Source organism: Actinophytocola sp. (assembly GCF_035942955.1).
GTDB lineage: Bacteria > Actinomycetota > Actinomycetes > Mycobacteriales > Pseudonocardiaceae > DASYTH01.
The window spans coordinates 1-15,288 of sequence record NZ_DASZCQ010000329.1; the positions used below are offsets into that span (position 1 = coordinate 1).

Sequence of the window (15,288 nt, forward strand, 5' to 3'; positions counted from 1 at the left end):
CCTACCGCGCCGTCGGATCCGTCGAGCTCGCGGTCGGCGCCCTGCTCCTGCTGCCCCCGGTGCACCCGGCCGAGGCGGTCGCGGCGGTCGCCCTCGGCGCCGGCATGCTCGGCTACCTCGGCTACGCGCGCCTGGCCGCCCCGGAGTCGTCGTGCGGCTGCCTCGGTGAGAAGCACTCGCCGGTCCGCCCGCGCAGCTTCGCCCGCGCCGGCGTGCTGACCGTGGCCGCCGGGCTCGGGGTGGCGGCCGCCGGCTGGTGGCCGGCGCTCGTCCTCGACCGTCCATTCGCGACAGTGGGAATGCTTGGCCTTGAGGCCGCGCTCATCGTGGCGCTCTCGCCCGAGCTGGACACCCGCTGGCTGCACCCGATCCGCCGGCTGCGGCTGCGGATCAGCCACCCGCTGGCCGGCCGGCCGGCCGAGGTGCCGCTGGCGTCCTCCGTGCAGCAGCTGCACCGCAGCGCCGCCTACCGCTCGGTCGCCGAGCTGCTCCGCTCGGACGTGCTGGACACCTGGGACGAGGGGGAGTGGCGAATCCTCACCTACTCCGCGCGCGGCGAGTCCGGCCCGGCCACCGCGGTGTTCGCCGTGCCGCGCCTGCGCTTCGACCCGGACGCGGTGCGGTTCGTGCTCGTCGCCGGGCGGGAGGAGGTCGCGCTGGCGTAATGGTCATAAAGCCGGACCGCGCCGGTCCCGGAGGAGAATGGCTAGTAATATCAACAAGAACCGCGGCGATAATTGCGCCACGGTCGTTAGAGCCACCAGCCGGCGCACGCGGCCGGGGCGGCGGCGAGCAGGCTGAAGCGGATGAACCGGCCGATCAGCCCGGCGGAGACGAACGCGGTCACGTTCATCCGGACCAGGCCGGCCAGGATCGTGGTGGCCATGTACGGCGGCAGCCCGACCAGCGAGCTGACCCCGTAGGTGCCGAGCATCCAGTGCGGGTGGCGGTGGCAGCGCTCGGTGAGCGCGCCGACCCACGCCCGGATCCGCTTGGTGCGCATCGCCCACCGCTCCCGCCGCGGCGACGGCGCCCGGTCCGGTTTGTGCGTCCGGTGCAGGAACGCCGGTAGCCGCAGCGATCCGCGCGCCGCGTAGTAGTGGACCAGCTTGCCGGCCACCTGCCCGACGGCGATCACCGCCCCCAGCAGCAGCCACGGGATGCCCGGCTCCTGGGTGACCAGCCCGACCAGGAAGATCTCGACGCTGATCAGCGGCAGGACCGCCGAGCCGAACGCGACGCCGAGGCTCACGCCCAGCCACATCAGCATCCGGTTCCCCTTCGGCGAAGGCCCAGGCTAACCGAGGCCCCACCGCCGCCGGTGCCCCACCGTGCCGATCTCCGGGAAAGATCGGGGACATCCTCGGAGTTCACACCAGCGCGATGTCGAGGGTGCCGGTGAGCCGGACCTCGCGCAGCGCCTGCCCGCCCGCGTCGAGGGTGCGCACGGTGCCGTCGGGCGCCCAGCCGGCGCGGCGGTAGAAGGCGAGGGAGGCGGTGTCGGCCTCGGGAACCCAGCAGATTCCCCGGGTGGAGCCGGCCGCGCGCATCGCGTCGGCGGCGGCGGCGAGCAACCGGCCGCCGTGGCCGCGCCGGCCCCAGCGCGGCTCCACCAGCAGGGTGGCGATCAGGGCGACGGTGGCCGCGTCGGGGGGCGGGCTGCCGTCGGCGGACGCGGACTCCGGCGCCGGCGCCGGGCCGGCCGCGCCGAACCCGACGGTCCACTCGCCCTCGGTGGCCACGAACACCGTGGCCGGGCCCCGAGCGATCGTGGCCCGCCACTGGTCGGCGGTGGCGCCGGCGTCCAGCCCGGCCAGCACGTCCTCGGGCAGGATCGCGGCGTAGGCCGTGCGCCAGGTGACCAGCTGGATCCGGGCGATCTCCTCGGCGTCGGCCGGCCGGGCTGCGCGGACGTCGGCATCGGCCATGCGTGGAAACCTATCCGGCGGCCCGGCTGTGATGCCGGACACGGCCGTTGGGCAGTGCGCGAATAACCGTTCAACGATTGTCGGTGGTTTGTGCGAGGGTGCCAGCATGACCATGACCAGTACTGACCGGAGGACCGCGCCGGCGTGGCTGGCCTGGGGAGCGTTGGGCGTGGTGTACGTCGTGTGGGGTTCGACCTACCTGGCCATCCGGTTCACCGTGGAGTCGATGCCGCCGCTGCTGTCCGGCGGGCTGCGGTTCATGGTGGCCGGCGCGGTGCTCGTGCTGGCCGTCGGTGTCCTGGTTGGGCGGGGAGCGCTGCGGATGGACCGGCGCCAGCTCGGCAGCGCGGTGCTCATCGGCCTGCTGCTGCCGGCATGGGGCAACGGCATGGTGGTCATCGCCGAGCAGCACGTCGCATCGGGGCTGGCCGCGCTGCTGATCGCGTCGGTGCCGCTGTACGTGGTCGTGCTGCGCCGGCTGCTCGGCGAGCGGCCGCCGGCGATCACGCTGGTCGGCGTCACGATCGGGATGGCCGGGCTGGCGCTGCTGCTGCTCGGCGGGCCGGTCGCCGGCGCGCACGGCTCGGCCGGGTGGGGGCCGTGGCTGGTGCTGCTCGCGGCGCTTGGCTGGTCGGTCGGCTCGGTGGCCAGCACCCGGCTGCCGGTGCCGGCCAACCCGTTCGCCCTGTCCGCGGTGGAGATGCTCGCCGGCGGAACGGCCATGGTGCTCGTCGGGCTGGTCGCCGGGGAGCGGGTGGACCTCGACCGGATCACCACCGGATCCTGGGTCGCGCTGTCCTACCTGGTCGTCTTCGGCTCGCTGCTGGCGTTCAGCTCGTACGTGTTCGTGCTCGGCATGCTGCCGGTGTCCACCGTGGCCACCTACGCCTACGTCAACCCGGTGATCGCGGTGCTGCTCGGCGTGCTGGTGGCCGGGGAGCGGTTCGGCATCGCCCAGCTCGCCGGCGGCCTTGTGGTGCTGGCCGCCGTGATCCTGGTGGTGCGCGCCGAGCGGCGGCCCAAACCCGAGCCGCCGTGCGGCGAGATGTCGGTGCCCGATGGCAGAGTGCCCTCATGACGGAGACGTTGACCGCGGCCGCCGCGCGCCGGATGGCGTTGGCGGCGCAGGGGTTCGCCGATCCGCGGCCGGCCGCGGCGCCGTCCCACCGGCACCTGCGCAAGGTGCTGTCCCGGGTTCAGCTGTTCCAGCTCGACTCGGTGAACGTCGCGGTGCGGGCGCACTACATGCCGATGTTCAGCCGGTTGGGGCCGTACAAACCGTCCCTTGTGGACGATGCGGCGTGGGCGCACACGGCCCGCCGGCCGCGGCTGCTCGTGGAGTACTGGGCGCACATGGCCAGCCTGATGCCGGTCACCGACTGGCCGCTGCTGCGCTGGCGGATGCGGCAGTACGAGCAGCGGTTCTGGGGGTACACGGACCAGAAGCTGGCCGAGCACGCCCGCCTGTTCGCCGACCTGCTGACCGCGGTGAAGGAGCTCGGTCCGGTCAGCGCCGGCAAGCTCGAGGACGAGCTCGGCGGCAGCCCGCGCCGGGCCCGGGCCTCCGGCGGCTGGTGGAACCGCTCGGACGTCAAGCACGCCTGCGAGTACCTGTTCGCCGCCGGGCAGCTGACCACCGGGGCGCGCCAGGGGTTCGAGCGGCTCTACGACGTGCCCGAGCGGGTGCTCCCGCCCGAGGTGCTGACCGCGCCGCCGGTGCCCGACGAGGAGGCGGCACGCCGGCTCATCCTCCGCGCGGCGGTGGCGCACGGCGTGGCCACCGAGCCCGACCTGCGCGACTACTACCGGCTCAAGCCACAGCGCAGCCAGCCGGCGGTGGCCGAGCTGGTCGACGCCGGGCTGCTCGAGCCGGTCAAGGTCGAGGGCTGGCGGCACCCGGCCTACCGGCACCCCGACGCCCGGCTGCCCCGCGCGATCACCGGCCGCGCCCTGCTCTGCCCGTTCGACCCGCTGATCTGGGAGCGGGACCGCACCGAGCGGATCTTCAACTTCCGCTACCGCATCGAGATCTACGTCCCCGAGGCCAAGCGGGTCCACGGCTACTACGTGTTCCCGTTCCTGCTCGACGGCGAGCTGGTCGCCCGGGTCGACCTCAAGTCCGACCGTGCCGCCGGCGTGCTCCGCGTCCAGTCCGCCTTCGCCGAGCCCACCGCCGACGTCCCCCGGGTCGCCGCCGAGCTCGCCGCCGAGCTGCGCGTCATGGCCGACTGGCTGCGGCTCGACAAGGTCGTGGTCGCCGACCGGGGCGACCTCGCCGCCCCCCTCGCCGCCGCCGTCCGCGCATAACCCCCAAGCCTTCGACGACATCTCGTCATTCGCCCCCCGGGTCGCTACGCTGCCGACGGTCCGAGCGGCTGGGGGCCGGCCATCGACGTGCCGCCCTTCGAGCGCAATCGCACATCCAGCACTTCACTGGGAGGAGTCCGTCCATGAGACGTCTACGCCGTGGCGTTCTGTGGCTGCCGATGATGATTCTTTGGGCCATGTTCCTCGTGCCCTTACCGGCCGAGGGGACCGCCGCTGCCGCGGTGTTACGGGTGCCGCAGGACCATCCGACGATTCAGGCGGCGGTCGATGCGGCCGCGCCCGGCGACACCGTGTTGGTTTCTCCGGGGACGTACGTGGAGCTCATTGATTTCCTCGGAAAGGAGATCACGGTCGAGAGCACCGACGGGCCGGCGACCACCATCATCGACGGAAACCAGGCGGGGACGGTCGTCACGATCAACGCGGGCGCGGATCAAACCCCGGTCCTGCGCGGGTTCACGGTTCGCAACGGCTCCGGTGAGACCGGTATCTTCACGCAGAACGGTCCGGCGCTCATCGAGGGCAACCGGGTGACCGGCAACTCGATCTGCTCCGGCGCCATCCAGGCCGCCTTCTCCGCCGCCACCATCAGGAACAACGTCATCTCGGGCAACCACCCCAACTGCAGCGGCGGGGTCGGTGGCGGGGGAATCGCGGTGCGCGGGGCCGGGACGGTGACCGTCGCGGACAACCTGATAACCGACAACTCGTCCAGCTTCGACGGCGGCGGTATCGCCCTTTTCGCGGCCGGCACGCCGGTGATCTCCAATAATGTGATCAGTAACAATTCGGCCGCCAGTTTCGGCGCCGGCGGCGGGATCTCGATGTTCAACCTGTCCGACGCGCTGATCACGAACAACATCATCGTCGGAAACACGGCGGGCCAGGGCGGCGGGATATATTGGCTCGTTCCCTCCGGTGACCGCGGCCCGATCGTCATGAACAACACCATCGCCGACAACGGTGGCTCCGCGGTGATCGCGGACGGCTTCGACGTCGCGGCACGGCTCGTGAACAACATCCTCTTGTCCTCCGGCGCGCAGGCCACCCTCCATTGCGGCGACTTCAACGACCCCAATCCGCCCGTGATCGAGCACAACGACGTCGTCAACACCGGCGGCGGACCCCGCTACGGCGGGCTCTGCACCGACCGGACCGGGCTGGACGGGAACATCTCGGCCGACCCCGCGTTCGCCGCCCCCGCCGCGGGCGACTACCACATCACGCCCGGCTCGCCAGCCGTCGACGCCGGCCGGAACGCCGGCGCCCCGACCACCGACATCGACGGCGACCCCCGGCCACTGGACGGCAACGGCGACGGGATCCCCGTCGTGGACCTGGGAGCCGACGAGCTCAGCGCGCGCGACACCGTTCCCCCGACGATCACCTGCGCGGCCACCCCGGCCACGCTGTCGCCGGCCAACCACCGGCTGCGGCCGGTGCACGTCGACCTCTCGGCCGGCGACGACTCCGGCACCGTGACCGTCACCCTGACCTCGGTCACAAGCAGCCAACCCGACAGCGGCCTCGGCCGCGGCGACGTGCCCAACGACATCCAGGGCTGGACCACCGGCGCCGACGACCGCGACGGCCTGCTGCGGGCCGAACGGTTCGGGACCGCCCGCGGCTACACGCTCACGTACCTGGCCGCGGATCCGGCGGGCAACACCGCGACCTGCCGGACGACGGTGACCGTGCCGTAGCCCCGCAATCGGGAGCGCCGTGTGCCGCGCCTTCCCCCGTCGAAGGCGCACACGGCGCTCCCGCCCCCTCGGTGCGGTCAGGTGGCGGCCGGGCTGACGACGGCGATGCCGGAGGCCGTGCGGCCGCGGATGCGCAGGGTGGGCTCGGACTCGGGGCGCGTGTCGGACAGGGCCAGCTCGCTGCGCGCCTCGCCGGTGGCCGACGACAGGTCGACCTCGGCGGGGGAGCCCTTGCGCACGCCGATCCGGATCGCGCCGGAGCCGGTCTGCAGCTCGATCTGGCCGGACGTGGCGTCGGCGACGGTCAGGTCGCCGCTGCCGGTGCGGGCCATGACGTCGCCGGACACGGCGCCGAGCCACACGTCGCCGCTACCGGTGTGCAGCGAGGTCGGCCCGCCGACCGCGCTGACCTCGACGTCGCCGGTGCCGGTGCGGGCGCGCAGGCCGGCCGGCATCGCGCCCAGCCGCACGGCGCCCGAGCCGCTCTGCACGCTGGCGGCGCCGTCGGCCCGCTCCGCGTTGATCTCCCCGGACCCGCTGTGCAGGTCGAGCCGGCCGGCCGTCCCGGTCACCGAGATGCTGGCCGCGCCGCTGCGCGCGGTCACGTGCGAGCCGGCCGGCGCGCGCACGGTCACCGCCACCGGCACGGTGCGCAGCGGCAGCGCCAGCGGCGTGCGCACCACGACCCGGTTGCCGGTCAGCTCGATCCGGGTCTGCCGCACCGCCTCGGCCGGCGACACCTCGCCGACCTGCTCGCCGAACTGGCCACCGAACTGGTCGCTGACCCAGGTGAGCAGGCTGGACACGCCCCGCATCCACGGGCTGGCCGCCGACGGATCGTGCCGGATCTCCACGTGCACGCCGGCCTCGTCGACCAGCCGCACCTCGATCCGGCCGGCCCCGGACCGCAGGTCCAGCTCGACCGGCCCGTCCACCTCGAAGCTCTGCTGCCGTACCAGGTCCTCGGCCTCGTCCTCGACGCGGGCCTGGAACTCCTCCGTCATCACCGACCGCTCCCTCATCCCTCGTACCAACCGTGCACGCGGGACGAGCTCCCGCCCCCGGAGCCGCGGTGCTCCTCGGCCCACTGCTGCTTCCACTGGCGCTTCCACTGCTGCTTGGCCTCGCGCCAGCCCTCCTTGTCGCCGTGCAGGGCGGACTGCACCGCCTGCTGGACGAACGTGTTGAGCGACACGCCCTGTGCCGCGGCCGCCGCCTCGGCCCGCGCCTTGAGCTGCTCGAACAGCCGCAGCGTCATGCGGCTCATGTCGCCCTGCTCGCCGGTGGGCGGGGGTGGCGGCGCAGGCACGTCGTCGGCGGGCGAGCCGGTCGCGGTCACGACCACCTGCACGTCGCGGCCGTCCAACCGGACCTCGACCACATGGTCGTCCAGCGCGGCGGTGACCTCGGCGGCCAGGTCGGACAGCGCGTTCATGATCGCCAGGCGGGCGGCGGGCCCGATCGCCGCGGCGAGCACCTCGGCCGCCCGCCTGGTGTTCTCGTCACCGGCCGCCGCCGTGGTGATCAGGTCCTCGCGCAGCGAGGCGATGTACTGACTCAGATCCATGACATCACTATGACGTCACTTATGACATCAGTCAAGCGCGACGGCGACATCACCATGATGCCGTGTGTCTCGCGCCGGTCGCCCGTGCGTCGGCGGATAGGCTCACACCCGGGATGCGGGGAGCGAAGGAGGTCTTCAGTGGCGGACATCGTGATGCCGAAGGTCGAGCTGATCGCGAAGACCGAGTTCTTCCCGCCGGCTGACGTGCCGTGGTCCACAGACGCCGACGGCGGCGAGGCGCTCGCCGAGTTCGCCGGCCGGGCCTGCTACCAGTCCTGGAAGAAGCCGAACCCGGCCACCGCGACCAACGCCGGCTACCTGCGGCACATCCTCGAGGTGGGCCACCTGTCGGTGCTCGAGCATGGCTCGGTCACCTTCTACATCACCGGGATCTCCCGGTCGCTGACCCACGAGCTGATCCGGCACCGGCACTTCTCCTACTCGCAGCTGTCCCAGCGGTACGTGCCCGAGCGCAACGCCGCGATGGTCGAACCCGACGTGATCGCGTCCGACCCCGAGTTGCACGCCAGGTTCCTGGCGGCCACCGAGGCGAGCGTCGAGGCCTACAAGGAGCTGCTTGCCGGGCTCGAGGAGAGGTTCGCCGACGTCCCCAACGCGACCCTGCGCCGCAAGCAGGCCCGCCAGGCGGCCCGCGCGGTGCTGCCCAACGCCACCGAGACGCGCATCGTGGTCACCGGGAACTACCGGGCCTGGCGGCACTTCATCGCCATGCGCGCCTCCGAGCACGCCGACGTGGAGATCCGCGCGCTGGCCGTGGAATGCCTGCGCCAGCTGCAGAAGGTCGCCGGCAACGTGTTCGACGACTTCGTGATCTCCACGCTCCCGGACGGCACCGAGGTCGCCTCGAGCCCGTTCGTGACCGAGGGTTGAGGTGAAGCGCCTTGCGGTCGACGTGCGACCGGGCGACTACAGCATCGTCCGGTTGCCAAGCGGTTCCCCGCCGCCATCGGGCCTGTTCGCGCACGCCGGTTCCGGGCTGGTGTCGGTCACCAGCACGCCGGACGAGGTCTCCGTGGTCTGCCCCACCGAGCACGCCCCGGCCGCCGAGCAGGTGGAGCACGGCTGGCGGCTGCTCACGGTGCGCGGCCCGCTGGAGTTCACCCTGACCGGGATCATGGCCGCCCTGGCCGGAGAGCTGGCCGCGGCCGGCGTGAGCCTGTTCGCGGTGTCCACATTCGACACCGACCACGTGCTGGTGAAGGCCGTCGACCTCGCCAGGGCCGTCGCCGCGCTCACCGAGGCCGGGCACGACGTGGCCCAGCCGGCCGGCTAAGGCGTGTTTCCACACTGCGCTGGGGGTCGCCAGTCTTTGGCGAGGGCGGCCGATCGTTGAAACTGCGCTGGGGTCGACCGATCTTTGGCGAGGGCGGCCGCCCCACGACGACAAGGGCAGGGCGAGGAACGAGCCCTGCCCGCAGGCGTCGTCAGCCAACCACCTACAACACTCAACCACCCACCCCGGCCCGCAATCACCCCGCCAACCCGACCCAAGGCCGGCGCCGAAGGCGACCGGCGGCCTTGCCCGAGCTATCAAACACCGAGGCGACCGGCGGCCTTGCCCGAGCTATCAAATACAGCTCATCCGCCCCGGCTGTCGAGGCCGTTCTCGAAGGTGGCCCAGACGCCGAGCAGGCGCACCGGGCGGGTCAGCTCGAACATCTCGAGCACCTGCAGGGCGGCCTTCTCGAGCACGCCGGCGTCGTCGGTCGGCTCGGGCAGCGTGATGCTGCGGGTGGTGGTGACGAACGGGGCGAAGCGCACCTTCACCCCCACCCGGAACGCCGGGCGGGCCTCCTCGCGCACGTCGTCGGCGACCCGGCGGGCCAGCGCCGCCACCTGCTCGGTGATCTCGGCGGGCTCGGTGAGGTTGGTCTGGAACGTGGTCTCCCGGCTGCGGTGCTTGTTCAGCCACGGCGTGGCGGTGACCTCGGTGCCGCTCGCGCCGCGAGCCAGCTCCCAGAACCAGGGGCCCATCTTGGGCCCGAACCGCTTGGCCAGGACCTCCGGGTCGGCGAGGGCGAGGTCGCGCACCGTGGTCAGACCCATGTCGGCCAGCTTCTTGGCGGTCTTGCCGCCGATGCCCCACAGCGCGTCGGTGGGCCGGTCGGCCATCACCTTCACCCAGTTGTCCCGGGTCAGCCGGTAGATCCCGGACGGCTTGCCGAACCCGGTGGCCAGCTTGGCCCGCAGCTTGTTGTCGCCGATGCCGACCGCGCAGGTCAGCTTGGTGCGCTCGGTGACGGCCCGCTGGATGTCGCGGGCAAGCGCCTCCGGGTCGTCGGTGTGCACCCCGACGAACGCCTCGTCCCAGCCGAGCACCTCGACGACGACCGGGAACTCCCGCAGCACGGCCATGACCCGCTCGGACGCCTCGTCGTAGGCGGCCGGGTCGCTGGGCAGGAAGATCGCGTCCGGGCACTTGCTCGCGGCCGTGCGCATGGGCATTCCGGAGTGCACACCGAACTCGCGGGCCTCGTAGGATGCGGTGGCCACCACGGATCTCTTGGTCGGGTCGCCATCGCCGCCCACGATCACCGGTTTGCCCTTGAGCTCGGGATGCCGCAACACCTCGACCGCGGCGATGAACTGATCGAGGTCGACATGCAGGACCCACCACATGAGGCCCAGTCTCCTCCGGTCGCTCCCGCGCGGCCGATCCCACCCGCTCCACCCAGGGCCTCGAGTCCGCTCCGGTCTGCTCCACGGAACGCAACCACGCGCTGATCCCTCGCAGTACCATCCTCGGCGATTGGGAGGCGCGGTGACACAGGACCAGGGACAGGCCCCACAGGCTCCCCAGCAGGCTCCGCCCGGCATGGGCGCGACGCGGCTGATCGCCGGGCGGTACAGCTTGCTCCGCGAGATCGGCCGCGGCGGCATGGGTGTCGTCTGGCTGGCCGAGGACCGGATGATCGGCCGGCGGGTCGCGATCAAGGAGCTGCACCTGCCGGACGGTGTGCCGCCCGACGAGCGCGGCGTGTTCGAGGAGCGGGTCCTGCGCGAGGCGCGCGCCGCGGGGCGGCTCAACGACCCGGCCGTGGTGACCGTCTACGACGTGCTGCAGGAGTCGGGCACCACCAACATCGTGATGGAGCTGATCGAGGCGCCCACGCTGTCCGACATCGTGCGGCAGCGCGGCCCGCTGCCGCAGGACGCCGTGGCCGCGCTGGCCGGGCAGCTGCTGTCGGCGCTGGAGTCGGCGCACGCGGCCGGCGTCGTGCACCGGGATGTCAAGCCCAGCAACGTGATGGTGCTGCCGAACGGGCGCGTGAAACTGACCGACTTCGGCATCGCCCAGTCGGTCGACGATCCGCGGCTGACCACCAGCGGGGTGCTGATCGGCTCGCCCACCTACATGGCCCCGGAGCGCATCCAGGGCGCCGAGGCCGACGCGGGCTCGGACCTGTGGGCGCTCGGCGCGGTGCTGTTCTTCGCGGTGGAGGGCTACTCGCCGTTCGAGCGCTCGTCCACCGCGGCCACCATGCACGCGATCATGACCGAGGTGCCGTTCCTCACCCGCTGCCAGGGGCCGCTGGCCTCGGTGATCATGGGCCTGCTGATCAACTCGCCGCAGGCCCGGCTGAGCGCGGCGCAGGTGCGCGGGCTGCTCGCCCAGATCACCCCCGGCCCGCACACCGGGCCGCAGACCGTCATGTACGCCGGGCAGCAGCAGTACCCGACGATGGCCGTCACCGGACCGCAGCCGCCCCGCCGGCGCGGCCGGGCGCGCACCTGGCTCGCGGCCGCGGCAGTGGTCCTGCTGCTGGCCGGCGCGCTCGCCGGAGGTTGGTTCCTGCACCGCGGGCTCGCCGCGCCGAAGCCGGAAGCGGCCGACGGCGGGGTCTTCACCTACGGCAAGGACGGCGACATTCGGGACTTCAGCATGAGCACCCGCGACTGCGCGGCCGTCGAGCTGAGGCCGAACATCAGCGTCCCGTCCACGGTGGACTGCGACGAGCCGCACGCGATCCAGGTCTTCGGGTACAACAGCGCAATCGGCAACGGGAACACCACCAAACCCGATTACCCCGGCCTGGACCGGCTCCGGGAGTACGGGCGGGTCTGGTGCTCGATGGTGTTCGCGAGCAACTGGGTGACCCCGCGGGACAAGTACGAGACGTTGAGCTTCATCACGCTGATTCCCACCCAGACCCAGTGGAACGACAACGACGACAAGCCCAACGAGCGGCAGATCGGCTGCGTGCTGCGGGACCGCGACAACGCCCAGATCCGTGGTTCGAAGGTGGCGGAGTACTGACGGCTACCGGCGAGTAGCATCGGGGCCCATGGGCGTGGCCAAGGACGAGCGCACCGCGCTGTGCGACCTGTTCGTCGAGCTCGGTCCCGACGAGCCGACCCTGTGCGAGGGCTGGCACACCCGCGACCTTGCCGCCCACCTCGTGATCAGGGAACGGCGGCCGGACGCCGCGCCCGGCATCCTGATCAAGCCGCTTGCCGGGTACGCCCGGCGCGTGCAGGACTCCTACGCGCGCCGGCCGTGGACCGAGCTGGTCGGGGCGATCCGCTCCGGTCCGCCCCGGTACTGGCCGTCGGCGCTCGACGAGTTGGTCAACACCACCGAGTTCTTCGTGCACCACGAGGACGTGCGCCGCGCCCGGCCCGGCTGGCAACCGCGCCCGCCGGACGAGCGGCGGGACCGCGCGCTGTGGGGCGCGGTGGCCCGGTCCGGCCGGATGTTGTTGCGGCACAGCCCGGTCGGCGTGGTGCTCCGGCGCTCCGACCGGGACGGCCGGGACGGCCGGGAGGTGACCGCCCGGCGCGGGCCGAGCACGGTGATCATCTCCGGCCCGCCGGGGGAGCTGCTGCTGTTCGCGTTCGGCCGGGATCGGGCGCTGGTCGACTTCGAAGGCGACCAGTCCTCGATCGGCCTCGTGAAGGGCGTTACTAGGGGGCTGTGAACCACTCCTAGGGAGCTGTAACTGCTGCGCAGACGCCGTGACGGGGTAGTTTCATTGGCATGACCGCATCTCCCACCGCCGTACCAGGCCGGCCGTTCGGCCGCGTGCTGGTCGCCATGGTTACCCCGTTCACCGCCGGCGGCGCCCTCGATCTGAACGCGGCGCAGGCGCTCGCCACGCACCTGGTGGAGCTGGGTGCCGACGGTCTGGTGCTCAACGGCACCACCGGGGAGAGCCCGACCACCTCCGACACCGAGAAGAGCGACCTGGTCCGGGCCGTCGTCGAGGCCGTCGGCGACCGGGCCACGATCGTCAGCGGCGCCGGGACCTACGACACCGTGCACAGCGTGCACCTGGCCAAGGACGCGGAGAAGGCCGGCGCGCACGGCCTGCTGCTGGTGACGCCGTACTACTCCCGACCGCCGCAACGCGGGCTGCTGGCCCACTTCACCACCGTGGCCGACTCCACCGGGCTGCCCGTGATGCTCTACGACATCCCGCCGCGCACCGTGGTGCCGATCGAGACGGACACGCTGTGCCGGCTGGCCGAGCACCCGCGGATCGTCGCGGTGAAGGACGCCAAGGGCGACCTGCGGGCCGGCGCCGAGGTGATGGCCCGCAGCGGGCTGGCCTACTACTGCGGCGACGACGCGCTGAACCTGCCGTGGCTGTCCGTCGGCGCGGTCGGCTTCGTCAGCGTGATCGGCCACGTGGTCGCCGACCGGCTGCGCAGCATGATCGACGCGTTCGAGTCCGGCGACGTGGCCACCGCCCGCCGGATCAACACCGGGCTACTGCCGGTGCTGCGGGCGTTCGGCCGGGTCGGCGGCGTGATCTTCAGCAAGGCCGCCCTCGGGCTGAGCGGCGTCCAGGTCGGCGACCCGAGGCTGCCGCTGCCCGCCGCCACGCCGGCCGAGCTCGACCTGATCTCGGCCGACCTGACCGAGGCGGGCGTGGTGATGTCCCGGGGTGTCGAAGTGGCCCCACGGTGAGCACGCCTTCCCGGGATCTCGCGCGCGTCGGTACTCTCCACGGGTGCCCCGCCACCCCGACCGCGAGCCTTCGGCCTGAGCGCGCTCGGTGGTTCATTTGACGGCCGCGCAATCGTTCCCCGGTGGTCAGGCCGCACCGCCGCCGCCGTTGCCCGAAGGCGCCCTGCGCGTCGTCGCGCTGGGTGGGATCGGCGAGGTCGGCCGGAACATGACGGTGTTCGAGTACGGCCGCCGGCTGCTCGTCGTGGACTGCGGGGTGCTGTTCCCCGAGGACATGCAGCCCGGTGTCGACCTGATCCTGCCGGACTTCCGGGCGATCGAGGACCGGCTGGTCGACATCGAGGCGATCGTGCTGACCCACGGGCACGAGGACCACATCGGCGCGGTGCCGTTCCTGCTGCGCCAGCGGCCGGACGTGCCCGTGGTGGGCTCGCGGTTCACCCTGGCGCTGCTGGCCGCGAAGTGCCGGGAGCACCGGCTCGAGCCGACCCTGGTGGAGGTCCGGGAGGGCGGCCGCTGGGCGTCCGGCGACTTCGAGTGCGAGTTCTTCGCGGTCAACCACTCCATCCCGGACGCGCTGGCCGTCGCGATCCGAACGCCGGCGGGGCTGGTGCTGCACACCGGCGACGTCAAGCTCGACCAGCTGCCGCTGGACGGCCGGCTCACCGATCTCGCCGGCTTCTCCCGGCTCGGCGACGAGGGTGTGGATCTGCTGCTGATGGACTCCACCAACGCCGAGGTGCCCGGTTTCCTCGTGCCGGAGCGGGAGATCGGCCCGGTGCTGGAGAGCGTGATCGCGCGGGCCGACCAGCGGGTGATCGTGGCCTGCTTCGCCAGCCACGTGCACCGGGTGCAGCAGGTGCTCGACGTGGCCGAGCGGCACGGCCGGCGGATCGCGCTTGTCGGCCGGTCGATGGTGCGCAACATGGGCATCGCCGCCGACCTCGGCCTGCTGCGGGTGCCGAGCGGGCTGCTCGTCGACCTCGACGAGGCGCTGGAGATGCCCGAGAACAAGGTGCTGTTCGTGTCCACCGGGTCGCAGGGCGAGCCGCTGTCGGCGCTGTCGCGGATGGCCCGCGGCGAGCACCGGTCGATCCGGGTCCGGCCGGGCGACACCGTGGTGCTGGCCAGCTCGCTGATCCCGGGCAACGAGACGGCCGTGATCTCCGTGGTCAACGCGCTGGTTCGGCTGGGCGCCCTGGTCGTGCACCAGGGCAACGCCAAGGTGCACGTGTCCGGGCACGCGCCCGCGGGCGAGCTTTTGTTCCTGTACAACGCGATCCGGCCGAGCAACGTGATGCCGGTGCACGGCGAGTGGCGGCACCTGCGGGCCAACGCCGAGCTGGCCGTGGCCACCGGGGTGCCGGCCGACCACGTGGTGATCGCCGAGGACGGCCAGGTGGTGGACCTGGTGGACGGCCGGGCCCGGATCAGCGGCCGGGTCGAGGTCGGCCACGTCTACGTCGACGGGCTGTCGGTCGGCGACGTGGGCGAGTCCACGCTGTCCGACCGGTTGATCCTCGGCGAGGGCGGGTTCATCGCGATCACCGTCGCGGTGGACTCGACGACCGGCCGGGCGGTCGCCCCGCCGACGATCTCCGGGCGCGGCTTCTCCGACGACCCCAAGGCCCTCGACGACGTGGTGGCGCTGGTGGAGGTCGAGCTGTCGCACACGGAGTCGGAGGGGATCACCGACACGCACCGGATCGCGCAGGCGGTGCGGCGGGTGGTCGGCCGCTGGGTGGCCGAGACCTACCGCCGCCGCCCGATGATCGTGCCCACGGTCATCCCCGTGTGAGGGCTTACCGGCGCCGAGGCCGGGCCCGGAGG

15 protein-coding genes are annotated in these 15,288 nt (G+C 72.5%); 10 read left to right on the forward strand and 5 right to left on the reverse strand.

The genetic code is table 11. From position 1 onward, the window contains the following. Positions 1 to 665, forward strand: a 665-nt coding sequence (locus VGX25_RS32795; RefSeq protein ID WP_326921848.1) for a MauE/DoxX family redox-associated membrane protein, incomplete at its 5' end; no start/stop codon positions are given. A gap of 86 nt (positions 666 to 751) precedes the next feature. Here VGX25_RS32795 and VGX25_RS32800 read toward each other — a convergent pair. Then, on the reverse strand, positions 752 to 1,270 hold the full coding sequence (locus tag VGX25_RS32800; RefSeq protein ID WP_326921849.1) for a hypothetical protein: 519 nt from the start codon (positions 1,268 to 1,270) through the stop codon (positions 752 to 754). 100 nt (positions 1,271 to 1,370) lie between these two features. After that, positions 1,371 to 1,928, reverse strand: a complete 558-nt coding sequence (locus VGX25_RS32805) for a GNAT family N-acetyltransferase (protein WP_326921850.1) — start codon at positions 1,926 to 1,928, stop codon at positions 1,371 to 1,373. Between the two features lie 106 nt (positions 1,929 to 2,034). Between VGX25_RS32805 and VGX25_RS32810 the strand changes: the two genes are divergently transcribed. The 3 genes from VGX25_RS32810 to VGX25_RS32820 all read left to right on the forward strand — a co-directional run bounded on the left by VGX25_RS32810 (position 2,035) and on the right by VGX25_RS32820 (position 5,959). Next, positions 2,035 to 3,006: an EamA family transporter gene (locus VGX25_RS32810; RefSeq protein WP_326921851.1), complete on the forward strand. Its 972-nt coding sequence runs from the start codon at positions 2,035 to 2,037 to the stop codon at positions 3,004 to 3,006. Further along, positions 3,003 to 4,235: a winged helix-turn-helix domain-containing protein gene (locus VGX25_RS32815; protein ID WP_326921852.1), complete on the forward strand. Its 1,233-nt coding sequence runs from the start codon at positions 3,003 to 3,005 to the stop codon at positions 4,233 to 4,235. Before VGX25_RS32810 ends, VGX25_RS32815 begins: the two co-directional genes overlap by 4 nt. A 143-nt stretch (positions 4,236 to 4,378) precedes the next feature. Then, positions 4,379 to 5,959: a right-handed parallel beta-helix repeat-containing protein gene (locus VGX25_RS32820; RefSeq protein WP_326921853.1), complete on the forward strand. Its 1,581-nt coding sequence runs from the start codon at positions 4,379 to 4,381 to the stop codon at positions 5,957 to 5,959. Between the two features lie 77 nt (positions 5,960 to 6,036). On the opposite strand, the gene VGX25_RS32825 is transcribed toward VGX25_RS32820, so the two are convergent. After that, positions 6,037 to 6,963: a DUF4097 family beta strand repeat-containing protein gene (locus tag VGX25_RS32825; protein WP_326921895.1), complete on the reverse strand. Its 927-nt coding sequence runs from the start codon at positions 6,961 to 6,963 to the stop codon at positions 6,037 to 6,039. Between the two features lie 14 nt (positions 6,964 to 6,977). Then, a complete protein-coding gene (locus VGX25_RS32830) occupies positions 6,978 to 7,526 on the reverse strand; it encodes a toxin-antitoxin system HicB family antitoxin (RefSeq protein ID WP_326921854.1) in 549 nt (182 codons plus the stop codon). 138 nt (positions 7,527 to 7,664) lie between these two features. On the opposite strand from VGX25_RS32830, the gene thyX reads away from it, so the two are divergent. Next, positions 7,665 to 8,417: an FAD-dependent thymidylate synthase gene (gene thyX / locus VGX25_RS32835; RefSeq protein ID WP_326921855.1), complete on the forward strand. Its 753-nt coding sequence runs from the start codon at positions 7,665 to 7,667 to the stop codon at positions 8,415 to 8,417. Between the two features lies 1 nt (position 8,418). After that, complete coding sequence (locus VGX25_RS32840; RefSeq protein WP_326921856.1) at positions 8,419 to 8,820, forward strand: ACT domain-containing protein; 402 nt, start codon at positions 8,419 to 8,421, stop codon at positions 8,818 to 8,820. A gap of 305 nt (positions 8,821 to 9,125) precedes the next feature. Here VGX25_RS32840 and VGX25_RS32845 read toward each other — a convergent pair whose 3' ends face one another. Then, positions 9,126 to 10,166 (reverse strand): DNA polymerase IV, encoded by a 1,041-nt coding sequence (locus tag VGX25_RS32845; RefSeq protein WP_326921857.1) that lies wholly within the window; start codon positions 10,164 to 10,166, stop codon positions 9,126 to 9,128. 196 nt (positions 10,167 to 10,362) lie between these two features. On the opposite strand from VGX25_RS32845, the gene VGX25_RS32850 reads away from it, so the two are divergent. The 4 genes from VGX25_RS32850 to VGX25_RS32865 all read left to right on the forward strand — a co-directional run bounded on the left by VGX25_RS32850 (position 10,363) and on the right by VGX25_RS32865 (position 15,256). After that, a complete protein-coding gene (locus VGX25_RS32850) occupies positions 10,363 to 11,805 on the forward strand; it encodes a serine/threonine-protein kinase (RefSeq protein ID WP_326921858.1) in 1,443 nt (480 codons plus the stop codon). Positions 11,806 to 11,833: 28 nt separating this feature from the next. Beyond that, on the forward strand, positions 11,834 to 12,466 hold the full coding sequence (locus VGX25_RS32855) for a TIGR03085 family metal-binding protein (RefSeq protein WP_326921859.1): 633 nt from the start codon (positions 11,834 to 11,836) through the stop codon (positions 12,464 to 12,466). A gap of 59 nt (positions 12,467 to 12,525) precedes the next feature. Further along, the gene (gene dapA, locus VGX25_RS32860) at positions 12,526 to 13,458 is read left to right on the forward strand and encodes a 4-hydroxy-tetrahydrodipicolinate synthase (RefSeq protein WP_326921860.1); all 933 of its coding nucleotides are present in this window, start codon (positions 12,526 to 12,528) and stop codon (positions 13,456 to 13,458) included. Positions 13,459 to 13,555: 97 nt separating this feature from the next. Then, entirely contained in the window at positions 13,556 to 15,256 is a 1,701-nt protein-coding gene (locus VGX25_RS32865) for a ribonuclease J (RefSeq protein ID WP_326921861.1), read from the forward strand. Positions 15,257 to 15,288: the final 32 nt, after the last annotated feature.

Coding starts and splice junctions, on each gene's coding strand:
- VGX25_RS32800 (WP_326921849.1), bottom strand. CDS start 1,270: ATGCTGATGTGGCTGGGCGTGAGCCTCGGCGTCGCGTTCGGCTCGGCG.
- VGX25_RS32805 (WP_326921850.1), bottom strand. CDS start 1,928: ATGGCCGATGCCGACGTCCGCGCAGCCCGGCCGGCCGACGCCGAGGAG.
- VGX25_RS32810 (WP_326921851.1), top strand. CDS start 2,035: ATGACCATGACCAGTACTGACCGGAGGACCGCGCCGGCGTGGCTGGCC.
- VGX25_RS32815 (WP_326921852.1), top strand. CDS start 3,003: ATGACGGAGACGTTGACCGCGGCCGCCGCGCGCCGGATGGCGTTGGCG.
- VGX25_RS32820 (WP_326921853.1), top strand. CDS start 4,379: ATGAGACGTCTACGCCGTGGCGTTCTGTGGCTGCCGATGATGATTCTT.
- VGX25_RS32825 (WP_326921895.1), bottom strand. CDS start 6,963: ATGACGGAGGAGTTCCAGGCCCGCGTCGAGGACGAGGCCGAGGACCTG.
- VGX25_RS32830 (WP_326921854.1), bottom strand. CDS start 7,526: ATGGATCTGAGTCAGTACATCGCCTCGCTGCGCGAGGACCTGATCACC.
- VGX25_RS32845 (WP_326921857.1), bottom strand. CDS start 10,166: ATGTGGTGGGTCCTGCATGTCGACCTCGATCAGTTCATCGCCGCGGTC.
- VGX25_RS32850 (WP_326921858.1), top strand. CDS start 10,363: ATGGGCGCGACGCGGCTGATCGCCGGGCGGTACAGCTTGCTCCGCGAG.
- VGX25_RS32855 (WP_326921859.1), top strand. CDS start 11,834: ATGGGCGTGGCCAAGGACGAGCGCACCGCGCTGTGCGACCTGTTCGTC.
- dapA (WP_326921860.1), top strand. CDS start 12,526: ATGACCGCATCTCCCACCGCCGTACCAGGCCGGCCGTTCGGCCGCGTG.